General features: G+C 60.0%; 7 protein-coding genes. All 7 read right to left on the bottom strand.

Annotated features, from left to right (window positions below):
- Window positions 1–83 precede the first annotated feature (83 nt).
- The 7 genes from ACYZTM_RS25285 to ACYZTM_RS25255 all read right to left on the bottom strand — a co-directional run bounded on the left by ACYZTM_RS25285 (window position 84) and on the right by ACYZTM_RS25255 (window position 14,188).
- Window positions 84–1,058 carry a FecR family protein gene (locus ACYZTM_RS25285; protein ID WP_461985244.1) on the bottom strand — a complete coding sequence of 325 codons (975 nt, stop codon included), beginning with the start codon at window positions 1,056–1,058 and terminating at the stop codon, window positions 84–86.
- Between the two features lie 40 nt (window positions 1,059–1,098).
- On the bottom strand, window positions 1,099–1,599 hold the full coding sequence (locus ACYZTM_RS25280) for a sigma-70 family RNA polymerase sigma factor (RefSeq protein ID WP_131059869.1): 501 nt from the start codon (window positions 1,597–1,599) through the stop codon (window positions 1,099–1,101).
- Window positions 1,600–1,830: 231 nt separating this feature from the next.
- A complete protein-coding gene (locus ACYZTM_RS25275; protein WP_461989209.1) occupies window positions 1,831–7,602 on the bottom strand; it encodes a S8 family serine peptidase in 5,772 nt (1,923 codons plus the stop codon).
- 835 nt (window positions 7,603–8,437) lie between these two features.
- The gene (locus tag ACYZTM_RS25270; protein ID WP_131059868.1) at window positions 8,438–8,914 is read right to left on the bottom strand and encodes a hypothetical protein; all 477 of its coding nucleotides are present in this window, start codon (window positions 8,912–8,914) and stop codon (window positions 8,438–8,440) included.
- 77 nt (window positions 8,915–8,991) lie between these two features.
- Window positions 8,992–10,407, bottom strand: a complete 1,416-nt coding sequence (locus tag ACYZTM_RS25265; RefSeq protein ID WP_461985241.1) for an HlyD family type I secretion periplasmic adaptor subunit — start codon at window positions 10,405–10,407, stop codon at window positions 8,992–8,994.
- A gap of 96 nt (window positions 10,408–10,503) precedes the next feature.
- Window positions 10,504–12,642 carry a type I secretion system permease/ATPase gene (locus ACYZTM_RS25260; protein ID WP_131059866.1) on the bottom strand — a complete coding sequence of 713 codons (2,139 nt, stop codon included), beginning with the start codon at window positions 12,640–12,642 and terminating at the stop codon, window positions 10,504–10,506.
- 133 nt (window positions 12,643–12,775) lie between these two features.
- Window positions 12,776–14,188, bottom strand: a complete 1,413-nt coding sequence (locus ACYZTM_RS25255) for a TolC family outer membrane protein (RefSeq protein ID WP_461985239.1) — start codon at window positions 14,186–14,188, stop codon at window positions 12,776–12,778.
- Window positions 14,189–14,671 lie beyond the last annotated feature (483 nt).

The following is a 14,671-nucleotide window of genomic DNA, read 5'->3' as shown; positions in this document are numbered from 1 at the left end:
TGTAGATCGCAAGAGTGTGCGGCTGTTAATGCAAACCAGTTGCAGTTGGACAAGAAGACGAAGAACTCAAAAAAAACCTGAATCTATTTTGAAATTATTTGTTGGCTGCCGTCATCGAGGGTCCGCACGACCACCGGCAGAATGCTCGGCAAGGCCTTGAGCAGTGCGTCGGTGTTGTCGGATCTGAACACGCTGGTCAGGCGCAGATTGCCCACTTTGTCGTTGCCGACCGTGAGTGGCTTCTCGCGGTAGCGCGAGACTTCTGCGGCGACCTCGCTGAGGCTGGCGTTGTTGAACACCAGTTTACCGCTGCGCCACGCGGTCAGTTCTGCCGGATTGACCGCGTAAGCAGCAGCAACCACGCCTTTGGCATCGACGCGAGTGCCGAGGCCGGCGGTGAGGCTGATGACATCAGGCCCCTGGCCCTGAACCTTCACCGTGCCCTGCTCCACCGCCACCCGGGTTTCTGTCAGGTCGCGGCGCACATCGAAACGCGTGCCGGTGACCGTCACCTTGCCGCTGCCCGCCTCGACCACGAACGGTCGGCTGGCATCGTGCTCGACGCTGAACATGGCTTCGCCTTCAGTCAGCTCGATGCCGCGACGGTCCTTTTCATAATGCACCTGAACGCGGCTGCGGCTGTTCAGGTCGATCACCGAACCGTCGGGCAACGCCACATGGCGACGCTCGCCCAATGCCGTGGAATATTCGGCGGTGTACGTCGCCGGATGATTCAAACCGCTGAACAGCCCCAACCCGAGCGCCACGGCCAACACACTGGCCGCCACCGCGTAACGCACCAGCGGCTGACGTTTGCGACGGGCCGGCAGGATTTCGCAGAGGGCTTGCAGACGCTTGGCGGGCAGCAGATCGGCCGCCGACCACAGGCCCTGAAGCAGTTGAAATTCGTCGCGATGCTGAGGATGTTCAGCCAGCCAGGCTTCGAAACGCCGGTACTCTTCGACGTCCACGGCCGGTTCCTGCAACCGCACAAACCACCGCGCCGCGTCGTCGCGAACCGTTGTTTGCCCGCACGCACAATCACGAGTATCCATCATGGAAGTTCCTGTTTGGCTGGGGGTGAGAAGGCGCGGCCGATCATGGGTGCAGTCCGTCGAGGCGGTCGCGCAGATGCCGCAAGGTGCGGATCATATACTTTTCCACCATGTTCTTGGACAGTCCCAGGCGTTCGGCGATTTCCGCCTGGGTCAGGCCTTCGATCTTCTGCCAGACGAACACCTTGCGGCAGTTGACCGGCAGTTCGGTGAGCGCCCGTTCGATGGAATCAGCCAACTGGATCGCATGCATGAAATGCTCCGGGTCGCCGGACGACGACACACTGTGATCAACCGCCTCCGACTCCATGGCGCCCCGCCGGTCCTCCCGCCGATAACCATCCACCGCGATGTTGCGCGCGGTCTGGTGCAAATACGCCCGAGGTTGCTCCACCGCCGACGAATCGGACTCAAGCACCCGCACGAAGGTGTCGTGGGCCAGATCCTCGGCCTGCTGACGATTTCTCAGGCGACGGGTCCAGGTGCCAACCAACTCTTCGTAATGCTCGAAAAAGCCGTGTCTGCGGGGCAACTTGGGGGTCATTGCGGTGTGCTGTGGAGACGGGGCGTGAATAGTAATGCTTCCTATTAAGGGGAAGCAATGGATTCCCGTCGGCACGTGAGTGCATTCAAGAGGAACCGGAAACAGCATCAAGCCGGGTATGACGTTGAGGGCGATAAAGCGGATGGGGAAGACGATGACCGGTCTCGAGCGAGACGGCCGAAGGCCCGCGAAAATCATCGCGGGCCGTGTCACCGGACTACTGCGTGGTGATTACCTCCAATTGGCTGCCAATACCGGTTGCAACGCCTGTTGCTCGGCAGCGCCGAAGGTCATGGTCGCCGGTGCCGCCGGCGCAAACGCCGCCATCGCCTGAACCAGGTTCTCGACATCACGGTCCATCAACCGATGACTGTCGCCGGCCATGATGTCCCGTGGACGTTCAGGGGCATCGGCATACCAGTTGTGCAGCGTGACCTCTTGCTTGCTGCCGATGACCGATATCTGCAGATCCTGCCCTTTGTGCTGGAACCACAGATGATCGGGGCTGATGTCCTTGCCGAATACCAACTCGCCCATCCCGCCGCGGAACTCGAGGTCGTTGACCCCGTGCCCGACTTCCACCGTCGGCATGTTGCCGCTGACCAGCACCTTGTTATTGCCATCCCCCAGTTTCACCTTGGCGAAAGACCCGGAGTCGGTAATGGTGTTGTTGCCATGGCCGACGGTGAGCTTGTCGACGTCACCGGTCACAACGTTATTGCCATTGCCCAGGGTGATATTGCCCCTGCGGCCCGTCACGTTCACCTTGTTGTCACCGTTGCCGGCAAGCACTTTGGCATTCGAGGCTTCGACGTTGATGGTCTTGCTCTCGTCGCCCAGCGTGACATCGGCGAAGAAGCCTTTGACCGTCATGACGTTGGGGTCGGTGGCCGCCGGCAGAGGGTCCGCTGTCGAAGGTGTTGAACCGCCGCGGATTCTGTCCCGGATTGACGCAAACGTAGTGTCCACCGTTTGCCCGGCGCCCCAGATGTCATCGATCTTCAGGCGCGGATCTTGCGCACTCACGACGTCTGGAACGGTGACCGGTCGGCGAGTCGGGATATTAAGGTCACGATGAGCGATATCGACCGTAGGGATATCCGTGAAGACAAACGGCCGTGGTCTCGGAATATCAATCGGCGTACGGTCCCCCACATCACGACCGACCGGGCCGATATCCGGTACTTTCGATGGTTCCAGGGAACCGACGCCGCGTTCGGCCAGAATCTGCTCGATGGTTTTGCGCTCGGGCAGCGTCGTCGCACCCCGGTTCGCGTCACGCTCGGCCATGATCTGTTCAAAGGTTTTGTGCTCCGACACTTTCGGATTCAGGTCGACACCGCGTTCCGCCAGGATCTGCTCAATCGTCTTGGTCTCCGGCAGCGTAAAGTCCGGAATCGTGACCGAAGGTCGCAGCACCGGATCAATCGTCGGGACGCTGATGGTCGGGTGCAGGTCAAAGGGAGGCAGCGGCGTGACCACCGAAGGTTTGTCGACGCCAGGGCGCTCGACAATCGGCGTCAGCGTTCCCGGCACCGTGACCGTCGGCTGCCCGGTCACCGGCGGCACCGGTCCGACCGTTGGCACCACCGCCGGTGCCGGGTCGGCGTAGAGGAAATCCGTCGCACTGATCTGCGCCACATCCAGCGCATCCAGATACAGCAGGTTGGTATTCGCATCGCTGCCCTGGGCACCGATGCGCGTCACGTACACCCCGTGAATCTGCGTCAGGCCATTGAAGGTCGCGCGGTTCTTGTGCTCAATGATCAACTGACTGAAGTCGGTGACGCCGGTCTGGCGCAAGTCGATCTTGTCGATGCCGTGACGGAACCCGCGCAAGGCGTTGTTGTAATCCTTGACGCCGGACTGGGCCGCCACCACGAACACGTCCGCGGTCGCGCTGTCATGGCTGTAGATCGTGCCGTTGAGCGAAGCCAGCGGTTTGCCCTGGGCATCGCTGCTGTACATCACGCCTTTGCTGCCACCGTTAAGTACCACGGTGCCCAGCCCCTCCTGCGGCTTGACCGCTGACGCGTCGCTGTTGACGTAAGGCGTCGGCGCGACAAAGGTGTCCTGGAACTTGAAGTTCGCCGCACTGAGACCGGCAAGCACTTGGTTCTTCAGGATAAGGCTCTGGCCCTTGCCCAGGTCGACCTTGACGTCCGCGCCCTGCTGCGTCAGCACCAGATCAGCGAATGCCTTCCTGGCAAAGCCCACCAGATCGACGATTTCGCCACGACCGGCCTCGAAGTTGCTAAGGGTATCGCTGCCCGCTTCACGGCGATGGACCACAAAGAAGTCCTTGCCCGCGCCGCCCACCAGCGAGTTGTTGCCACGCCCGCCATCAAGCAAGGCATCGGCCATGCCGGCGACCAGTGTGTCGTTGCCATCGCCGGTGACGATGTTCTGAATGCCCGACGGATTTTTAACCGTCAACGCCGCGCCGCCGATGCTGGCGACACCGGTCAGCAAGTTGACCGAGGTATCCCCCGAAACAGCCGCCGCATTGAGGGTATTGCGCCCGCCCGCCCCACCATTGACCGCGTCATCCAGCACCGCGCGATTAGCCTGCCCGACCACTGACTTGAGGTATTCATCGGTGTAGAAATAGGTGTCGTCCGCCGTGGTTTTGCTGCCGTACAAACGCAACGACCAAGTAGTGAGTGTGACCGGCAGACCGGAAGCCGAATCGGTCACTTGCAAGGTCCAGTTACCCGCCGAACGCTCACCGAAGTCGTGGGTCGACATGAAGGTGTACTTGAACGACCCGGACTGCGTGCTGCCGACGTCGGTGGCACTGGCGCCCGGCATGCCATCCGGGACTTTGCCCTGACGGTTGAGCAACACGCTTTGCGTGCCATCGGGGGAAATCAGCGTGAGCGTCAGATCGCCAAGACGCCCGACCTGGGCATCAAAGTCGATTTCGACGTGCTCGACATTCAAACCGGCCTGCATCGCGATGGACGATGTCAGCGTCGCGCCCGCTGCCAATGGCTTGCCGAGCGCACCGCTGGAGGCGCTGTAGACGTACTCGTTGGCGCCGGTGCTCTGGGTCATCCAGGCTTCGGACAAGCGCACGGCGGCCCGTGCATCGACCTCACCAAAACCGTAGTCATTGCTGGTGTGCATGCCACCGCCGTTCCAGCCGTGGGCAGCGTTATCGCTCCATTGGGTGGACGGGTCGTTGATCTTGCGCGCCGACAACGCGAGGATCTGCTGCACATCTCGATAACCCAGGTTCGGGTTGGCTTCGAGCATCAACGCTACGATGCCGGAGACAATCGGCGCGGCAAAACTGGTGCCTTGCATGCTGGAGTAATCGTTGCCGAACGTGGAGCCGCGGTCAGTTTCCAGCATGTGGCTGGTGGACACGACATTGCTGCCCGGTGCCGAAACCAGAAGGCTCGCACCCGGATTGGAAAATGGCGAAGAGCCAATCTGCAAGGTCGACAAATCGCCCTGTGCGTTGATCGCTCCCACTTCCACCGAGAAGCGATTGTTGTTGGTCAGCGAACCCTGGGCATTGCCACCTGTAGCACGGCTATTGCCGCCCGCTGCAACGATGATCGTACCCAGGCCGCCGCGACCGTTACTCGCCGCGTACTGCGCATTCATGCTCAGCGCCGTGGCCGTGGTGAAGTGGCCGTCCTGATAACTGCTGAGGGCGAAGTCATTGGTGAAGCCCCAGCTGTTGTTGGCAATGTCGAAGCTGACCATATGCCCCAGTCCCGCCAAGTCATCACCCTTGCCGGCCAGGTAGTAGCCTCCGAGTTTCGCGTCGTAGGCCACGCCCACGCCGCCGATGCCGTTCTTCGCGCCGACCATCACACCCGCCACCATCGTCGCGTGGTTGGACACCAGCCCCGGCAAGGTGCCGTTGGTCTTTTGCGTTTGCAGCCAGGCCTGATCGATATTCGGTGCCAGGTCAGGGTGCGCGACATCAAAGATTTCCGGCGCGGTGGCGAACTGGCCTCCCGGCTCGAACTGACCGATGCGCACGCCTTTGCCGGTGTAGTCCTTCCAGACCGGCAGCACGTTAGTGTCACTCAGATACCATTCCTGAGCCGCCAAAGGATCAAGTGGCACCTCTGGAGTCAGCAGGGTCACACCGGCACGCATTGGCGCAGTCTGGCCGCTACCGAGGTCCACCACCGACGCCGACAGATTGCCCGCGGCATCCGCCACGCCGTACTTGAAGCTGATCAGACCGGTGTAATGCGCGTCCGGGGTAAACAGCACATCACCCTGGGCGGTGAGGCTGACCGTGCCGCCGACCGCGTCACCGATGTTGGCAATATGCAGCACGCCCTGACTGTTGAGGCGCTGATCGTTGGCCAACAGGCTTTCGGCACTGATCAGATGCACCTGGGTGCGATCAAAGGCCTTGCCGGCCTTGTCGAGCGTGAGCACATCCGCCGCCGGCATCGCGTTGGGGGTGAGCAGGTCAACGGCGGAAATGTCCGAGAAGTTGAGCTTCTGGATATTGGTCAGCGTCACCGTGCCGTCACGCCCGGCAACCTTGTCGGCCACTTCATAACCGTTCGCGGTGCGGGTGATGCGGTAGTCGCCATGGGTGCCGTGCAGCGTGACCAGGTTGATCCCGCCGTCACCGTCGATGGTCGCGTTGCCGTGGCCGACTTCGATGATGTCGTTACCGGCACCGCCGAAGATTTTATCGGCGCCGCCACCGGCATGGATGATGCTGCCGGCTTCGGAGGCATAAATGGTGTCGCCCTGGGGCCCGGCATAAATCACCGCTTTGCCGCTGCCGCCAATGATGGTGTTGTGGCCGGTGCCGCCGACCAGAACGTCGTTGCCCGAGCCGCCCACCAGCGTCGAGTTGCCCGAACCGCCCTTGATGAACGCGCTGCCGGTGCCGCCGCTCATAATGACGTCGTTGCCGCCGCCACCTTCGGCGATGGTAAGCCCCGCGCCGGCCATGTTCAGGAAGACGTCTTTGGTGCCGACGATAATGGCTGTATCACGGCCGCCATTGCCACGAATGTTTCTTGTATCGTCCGAAGCGCTGATGACAAAAACGTCATCGCCCTGACCGCCGATGTAGGCGTTGCTGCCAGCACCGCCGACAAGCCAGCTACCATCCGGCGCAGCAATCAATGTGTCATCGCCGCTACCGCCGTACAGATTGTTCACGCCCAGTTTGGCCGCATCCAGCGTTTCACCCATTGTGCTCTGGCTGGCGTAAGCGCTGGTGGTGCGAGTGTTGGCGCCGCTGGTAGTCGAGGTCACCCTCGTGCCAGTGCCTTGGCTGGTCACGATATTGCTGACCGGATCCCCCAGAAAATCCACCGCCAATGCTTCCTGGCTCTTGCCATTCATCGTGAACGAACCGGTGGCGAGCACCTTGTTACCGTCACGCATCTCGGTTTGAGGGGACGCCGCCGCACGGACATTGATCTGGGTGATGCCCAGTTCGGCCAGCGTCTTGAGTTCACCGCCATCGACTTTGGCGTCATGCGTGCCGTCAACCCAGACGCGCAATTTGCTCCAGATCGGATCGTGCTGATCGATCACGCCATCCTTGTTCGCGTCTTCACTGGCCAACGCCGCGAAACCGTCCTTGAACTTCGCCTCGCCCGCCGCGCCGTTGACACCGACGTTGCCACCGTAATACTCGGAGAACATCTGGCTGACGTCTTTGACCTGGGCAGTGCCATCGTCAATCACCAGCATGCCTGTGGTGCGATCCGCCCAGCCGCTGCGTTTGAGCGTGCCACTGTGGTCGGTATCAAATAGCACGCCGTCGCGAATGTCGGTCATGTGCACGCCATTGCCGGTCAGGTCCAGCAACAGCGGGTCGACGTAGGTATTGAACGTCGACATTGCCGACAAACCGTTCAGGGTAACCGCACTGCGCAGGCTGAAATCCGGCTTGGTCGCGCTCGGGGTCGGGTAGAACTGCGACAGGTAAGTGTTGGGGCGAGCGTTGGGGTCGAGCTGCATTTCACCCGGCCGAATACCGCCCGAGGCCAAGCTGGCCATTTGGGTGGAGGTGAAATCGGTTTTGTTGAGAATCCCGTCGAGGGTGAAGATTTTGTGTGTCGCAGCATTATCGATGTAGCCGTTAGCGGCGTCCCGTGTTCGCTGGTTCTCGAGCTGTACCTGATGGCTCGCCTGCGGATCGGGGTTGATTTCGATATTCAGCAGGTTTGCTGGCGGGGTCCACGCCGGTCCGCCCTGATCAATGAGCGGTTGCCCGTCACGATCCGGATGAATAATCGACATCCCGGTTTTTATTGAAATGACATTGGGCTCGTTGTTCCACCACTCGCCTTCAGTCTTGATATTTTGACCACCGGCGCGGAAGGACTTGTATAGGTTATAGAGACCGCCTCCACCAATAATTTCCGTTTCGGTCAGCCCCAACACGGTTGAAATCAATCCGAAGTTGAAAGAGGCGGCATTTGTGAAGCTGGGAACGAAGCCGGCACCTGTCGTGTGCGAAGCACCGTTATAAGAGCGTTGAAGATCCCCCACGCCACTTTGCCTGAAGGTCTCATAAATATCGCTGTAGAGGCTGTTCCGAAAGCTGAGAGAGGACGCATCATAGTCCTCCCTGACTTTCTTGAAGTGTTCGATCGAGGCTTTCATATCATAATCCGCCGGCACCATGAACGGCTGATCGGTCTGGGGATCCATAACATAACTGCCAAGCCCGTCATTCAGCCATTTTGCTGCAACGAGTGTTCCATCTTTGGTTTGTACAGAAAAACTGTCCTTGCCAAATTGCCCCTGCATCAACGTCAGTTTAGCCACTTGCTTTCCTTACTTTAAAAATCCTCTTGTACGTTCAAGAGGAAACTTGAAAATTCCATTTCTAGCGATAGGCAGAAAACCTGACCTGTATCTTTCCAGAGGCGTCCGAGGCGCGCAGCTTGACGTCTCGGCTCACGATCCGGGTTGCACCAATTGCAAAATCGATTTGAAGAACACTGTCTGAATCCCACTTCACTGTCGGTGAGGCTTCGTGGTCAAAAAAAACATCACACTCAGCTGAATAAACCTGGTACTCAGGGTGAGCAATAACTTCATCAGTAGTCTGCAGGCTGTTAAAAACAAAAACCGTGTCCGAGCAAAACGGCGCTATCGCGCCCCCCCCTGCACGCGTGACATGAACAGCGGTGTACTTTCCGTTTGGAGACAGATAAGCCATCTTCGTCACATCATCATCGGAATCAGGACTAAGCGATAACAGGGTTATGGCGCCATATTTCAGAATCGTCAGAGCACCCACCACCACCAGTATCAATTTCAACCCACGAGCAATGCTCAAATGACCCACCTTGAATTTCATAATATTTCCGACTTCATAGACATTGATGGATTTATCGTTTCAATCCTGACTCTTTCTCACCCGAATCCGTACAACCCTCAACGCTCGCGCAAACTTTCATCCATATGCTGTTGCAACGGACTCAAGAAGTACTCAATCACCCGTCGCTGATCAGTCTTCACTTCCGCCGTCACCGACATCCCCGGCGACAGCGCCACGCGTTGGCCGTTGATCATCAAATGGTCGGTTTTCAGGCGGATGCGGCTGCTGTAGATCGGCCCGCGTTTTTCATCGTCGATGGCGTCGTTGGAGACGCTGAGCACTTCACCGGCGACGGTGCCGTACTTGGTGAAGGTGAACGTTTCGACCTTGACCGTGACCGGTTGGCCGGCACGGACGAAGCCGACGTCTTTGTTTTCCAGCATGGCTTCCACTTCCACCGGCTGGTCGGCGGGCACGATGACCATCAACGGTTGGGCCGGGGTGACCACGCCGCCGACGGTGTGGATCGCCAGTTGCTGGACGGTGCCGTCCACTGGCGCAGTGAGGCTGGTAAGGGTTTCCTGGTAGCGGGCCTTGGCCAGTTCCTCGACCAGGCTCGCGGCTTTTTGATTGGCTTGCTGTTGCAGGTCGAGCATGGCGCGGCGATTTTGCGCGACCACGCCTTCGCGCCGACGCCGCGCTTCGCCTTGCGCGGCGGTGGATTGCAGAACGCTGGCCTGCTGCACGCTCAATTGGCGTTGCAGGTCGAGGCGCGCCTGTTCTTTTTCCAGGTATTCGTGGCGGGCGACGTATTGTTGCGCGAGCAGGCGCTGGTAGTCCTCGGCCAGTTGCGTGGCAATCGGCACGGTCTGTCGCAGGCTCGCCACCTGGGCCTGGGCGGACTGGATTTCGGCGTCGCGCTGGAGGATTTCCGCGTCGACCAATTCCAGGCTGCTGCGGTATTCCTGATACTGCCCTTGCAGCCAGCGCTGGGCGCTGTGCACCTGTTGCGGATCGGCGTCGGTGATTGCGCCGATCAGCGATGCCGGTGGTTTCTGCTGATTGATCGCATCGAGCATTGCCGCACTGCGGGCGCCGTCGATTCTGGCGGCGAGCAGGTCGCTTTGAATCCGTCTGACGTCGGCGTCGGCGGCTGTCGGGTCGAGTTCGACCAGCAACTCGCCGACTTTCACTGCCTGACCGTCGCTGACATGAATGGCCCTGACCACCGCCGTTTCGCTGGATTGAATCAGCTTGGTCTTGCCGCTGGGAACGATCTTACCCGAAGCCACGGCGACCACTTCGATCTTGCCGACACAGGCCCAAAGCAGCGCCAACACCGCAAAAGCCATGATGCTCCAGACGAAGATCCTTGGCGCCGGGTGCACGGGGGTGTCCTGCAACTCCAGCGCGGCAGGGAGAAACTGCGCCTCATGGGGCAGGCGCTGCACGCTGTCCATCTGTTTGCGCTGGCGCCAGGACTCGCGCCAGGCGTGGCGGTAACGCTGCATTAATGAAGGCGTTGCGCTCATGGGAAATCGATCCTTGAATCCGGAATACGGTGACTGCCGTCGCGCCTGACATGAGGCGCGGTGGACAGATCAATAACGAACTATCTGAAAGGCTGCTCAGCCCTGTTGCATACGGTGCAGTCGCGAATAGTGGCCGGCTTGATGGGCGAGCAATTCGGCATGACTGCCCTGCTCGACGATTTGCCCGCGATCGACCACCAGAATGCGATTCGCATCGCGCACCGCCGACAACCGGTGCGCGATGATGATCACCGTGCGACCCGCGCAAATGCTCTGCATGTTTTGCTGAATGATCCGCTCGGACTCGTAGTCCAGGGCGCTGGTGGCCTCGTCGAAAATCAGAATTCGCGGGTTGCCGATCAAGGCACGGGCGATGGCCACCCGCTGACGTTGACCGCCAGAAAGTGAGGTGCCGTGCTCGCCGACCATGGTGTCGTAGCCTTCGGGCAGTTCCAGAATGAACTCATGTGCGCCGGCCATGGTGGCCGCGTGCATCACCGCTTCGAGCGGCGCGCCCGGATCGCTCAGGGCGATGTTTTCGCGGATGCTGCGGTTGAACAGCATGTTGTCCTGCAATACCACGCCGATCTGTCGGCGCAGGGAGGAAACGTCAGCCAGGGCCAGGTCCATGCCATCGACCAGCACCCGGCCGCGCTCGGGCACGTACAAGCGCTGAAGCAGTCGCGTCAGGGTGCTTTTACCGGAGCCGGAACGCCCCACGACACCAATGACCTCACCGGCCGCGATCTGCAGGCTGACCCCACGCAGGACTTCCGAGCCATCGGCGCGATAACGGAAATGCACCTGGTCGAATTCGATCTGCCCCCGCAGCGGCGGCAACGCACTGCGCGTGGCCTGGGACAGTTCGGTGCGGGTGTTGAGGATGTCGCCCAGACGCTGCACCGAAACGCCGGTTTGCTGGAAGCTGGTCCACAACTGGGCCAGGCGCATGATCGGGCCGCTGACACGACCGGCGAGCATGTTGAAGGCAATCAGTTCGCCCACCGACAGTTGGCCGTCGATGACCAATCGAGCGCCCAGCCACAGGGTCGCGACCGTGACCAGTTTGCCGATCAACGACACGCTTTCATTGGCGATGGTCGACAAGGTCTGGGTCTTGAAACCGGCGGCGACATAGGCCGCCATCTGGTTGTCCCACTTGCGGATGGCCTGAGGCTCGACGGCCATGGATTTCACGGTATCGATGCCGTTCACGGTCTCCACCAGAAACGCCTGATTCTCCGCGCCCCGGGTGAAGCTGTCCTGCAACCGGGCACGCAACAGAGGGGTGACGAATAGCGAGACCAGCACGTACAAGGGCAACGACAGCAGCACGATCAGGGTCAGCCAACCGCTGTAGTAAAACATCACCAAAACGAACACCACGGAGAACAGCACGTCCAGCAACAAGGTGATTGCATTGCCGGTGAGGAAGCTGCGAATGTTCTCCAGCTCACGCACCCGGGCCACCGAATCACCGACGCGCCGCGCCTGGAAATAAGCCAATGGCAGGTTGATCAGATGCCGGAACAAGCGCGAGCCCAGTTCCACGTCGATACGGCTCGCGGTATGGGCAAACACGTAGCTGCGCAACCCGCTGAGCGCGGACTCGAACAGCATGATGCCCAACAACCCGGCGGCGATCACGTCGAGGGTGGTCAGGCCGTGATGCACCAGGACCTTGTCCATCACCACCTGGAAAAACAACGGCGTGACCAACGCAAACAGCTGCAAGGCAAAGGACACCAGCAACACTTCGCCGAGCAACTTGCGGTATTTGACGATGGCCGGAATGAACCAGGTGAAGTCAAATCGCGAGGTTTCACCCGGCAGGCCAGACTCAGAACGCACCAGCAAAAGTTCGCCGGTCCAGCGCGCCGCCAGGTCTTCGAAGGTGATGACTTCAGGGCGCTCCGCACGCGGATCCTGAATCAGTGCCTTGCCTTGATCCAGCTTGGCAATGATGAAAAAGGTGCCGTCGCTATTTGTCGCAATCGCCGGTAGCGGCGTGCGGTCCAGACGGGCGATGGTGGTGTTGACCGATTTGGCCTTGAGCCCCAGCTTACGTGCGGCGAGCAGCAGTTCACGTGACGTGAACGGCTGTTGCGCGGGGGCGAACTCGTGGGCCAATTGCTCGGCAGAGGCTGCCACCGAATGAAACCGGGCCAGCATCACCAGACACACGAGACCTGTGTCTGCCATGGGCGACTCAGCGCCCCTTCCTTCATTGCTCATAAGCGTCCATGCATGCCGAATGACGGCAAAAAATTCATCAATCTTTCAACAGGTTATATCAATCTTGAAACAATTAGTATCAATGTGACATCACTGCATGAGATTTCTTTCTCTCACCTGTATGAATCAGCAATCAAAGTGCTCTGCGCTCATCGGGCGGCAGGAAATCGCGATCGGCGTCGTAGTCTTTGGTCAGGTACATCGCCAGATCAGTCAGGTCGGTGGGGCTCAATGTCCCCGCCGCCTGTTTAAGTTTGAGCGTGTCGATGATGTAGTCGTAGCGCGCGTTGTTGTATTCACGCACCGCGCTGTACAACTGGCGCTGGGCGTTGAGCACATCAGCGGTGTTCCGCGAGCCCAGGTCACGGCCTACCTGGTTGGCCTTCACCGAGGCTTGGCCGGAGCGAATGGTCTGTCGGCGGGCCATCACCTGTTCGATATCGGAGTTGACCGCGCGGTAGAAGTTGCGGGTGTTCTGCACCACTTCGCGGCGCCGGTCTTCGCGCTCGTCTTCACTTTGTGCCAGGCGCTCGGTCGCTTCGCGCACTTGCGAACGGGTCATGCCACCGCTGTACAACGGAATGTTCAACTCCACGCCGATGCTGCCCTGGGCCACATTGCCCCGGTAGCCATCCCGGCCGAAGTCCGTCGGGTTGCTGTAGCCAAAGCTGTCGTTGTCGCCCTTGCGCCACGACGCCACCGCGTCGACGGTCGGTGCATAACCCGCCTTGCGCTGCCGATGGGTTTGCTCGGCGGCGATCACCGCGTAATTGCTGGCTTGCAAGGCAAGGTTCTGCCGTACCGCATGGCTCACCCACTCATTGGCATCGTTGGGGGCCGGAAGCTCCACCGGTAACTGGTGCGCAATGCCTTCGATTGACGAGTACGCCTGGCGCGTCAGACGGGACAACCCTTCATACGCATCATCAACCTTGCGCTCGGCAAGTTTTCGATTGGCACCAGCGTTGTCAAAAGCGGCCTGCGCGTCGAGCACATCGGTGATGCTCGAGGCGCCATTCTGCAGACGCGCCTGAGCCTGTTGCTGCTGGCGCTTGAGCGCCGCTTCCTCGGCTTTGGACGCCGCCAGCAAATCCAGCGCACGCAAGGTTTCGAAATAGGCCTGGGCGGTTGTCAGCACCAGCCCTTGTTCCTTGGCGCCCAATTCCAGCTCGGCTTGTGCGGTACTGGCGTGAGCCGCTTCGAGTTGAAACCAGCGATCGGCACGAAACAGCGGCTGGTTGAGACTGGCTTGAAATACCGCGGTACTGCGCGAGCGTGTGAGGCCTGGCTCATCACGTTGCAGACGCACCGACTCCACCGTGCTGCCCGCGTTGAGCGTTGGCAATAAACCGGCCCGGGCTTGCGGAACACTTTCGCGCCGGGCCAGGTAATCATGCCGCGCCGCCGACAGCTGCGCGTCGTGCTCAACCGCCTGACGGTAAACCCCAAGCAAATCGGCACGATCGGAACTGGCGTCGGCCAGCACAGGGAGCGTCATTAGCGAGAGGGAGAACAGCGGAGCAAAAAAACGGGAGGGGGCAGTCATAACAATCCATGTCGAGTTGCGGTAAAACGATTCAGCCATGCTGATCAGGGCGCGCATCCTACGCTTGGCCTCGCGTCGTAACAAGGCAGAAATGTAGCTACTGGCCACCATCGGTAAAAAAGACTGCTATGTCAGTGCATTGTTCTACGCAGGATCGCCCGTATTTCCAGATCGAGGTGTTCGCGAGGACAGCCGAACCTGGCCGGCACCTTGGTGATCTCTACCGGCAAATAAAGCGAGCACTGGGTGCATCACGTCCATCCGTTGGAGTTCCATGGGATTCAAGGGCCATCCGCAGTCTGAGCCGGTCAATCAAAGTGCAAACCTGTGGGAGATTCTATGTTGCCCGGCAACCCTGAATTCTTAGCCTGACAGAATTCGATGCAGGGCCAGGCGCGATAAACGCCTGACCCTGCTGTCACGCGAGCCCCCCTCAAGTCTGAACATGGAAGCAGGTTTGCTCGGGAATAACGATGGCGCGAT

The sequence above is a fragment of the Pseudomonas sp. MDT2-39-1 genome (genome assembly GCF_054898085.1).
This window is presented reverse-complemented; position numbering and strand designations above follow the sequence as displayed.

Coding starts and splice junctions, on each gene's coding strand:
- ACYZTM_RS25270 (WP_131059868.1), bottom strand. CDS start 8,914: ATGAAATTCAAGGTGGGTCATTTGAGCATTGCTCGTGGGTTGAAATTG.
- ACYZTM_RS25280 (WP_131059869.1), bottom strand. CDS start 1,599: ATGACCCCCAAGTTGCCCCGCAGACACGGCTTTTTCGAGCATTACGAA.
- ACYZTM_RS25275 (WP_461989209.1), bottom strand. CDS start 7,602: ATGGCCAGCTTGGCCTCGGGCGGTATTCGGCCGGGTGAAATGCAGCTC.
- ACYZTM_RS25255 (WP_461985239.1), bottom strand. CDS start 14,188: ATGACTGCCCCCTCCCGTTTTTTTGCTCCGCTGTTCTCCCTCTCGCTA.
- ACYZTM_RS25265 (WP_461985241.1), bottom strand. CDS start 10,407: ATGAGCGCAACGCCTTCATTAATGCAGCGTTACCGCCACGCCTGGCGC.
- ACYZTM_RS25285 (WP_461985244.1), bottom strand. CDS start 1,058: ATGATGGATACTCGTGATTGTGCGTGCGGGCAAACAACGGTTCGCGAC.
- ACYZTM_RS25260 (WP_131059866.1), bottom strand. CDS start 12,642: ATGAGCAATGAAGGAAGGGGCGCTGAGTCGCCCATGGCAGACACAGGT.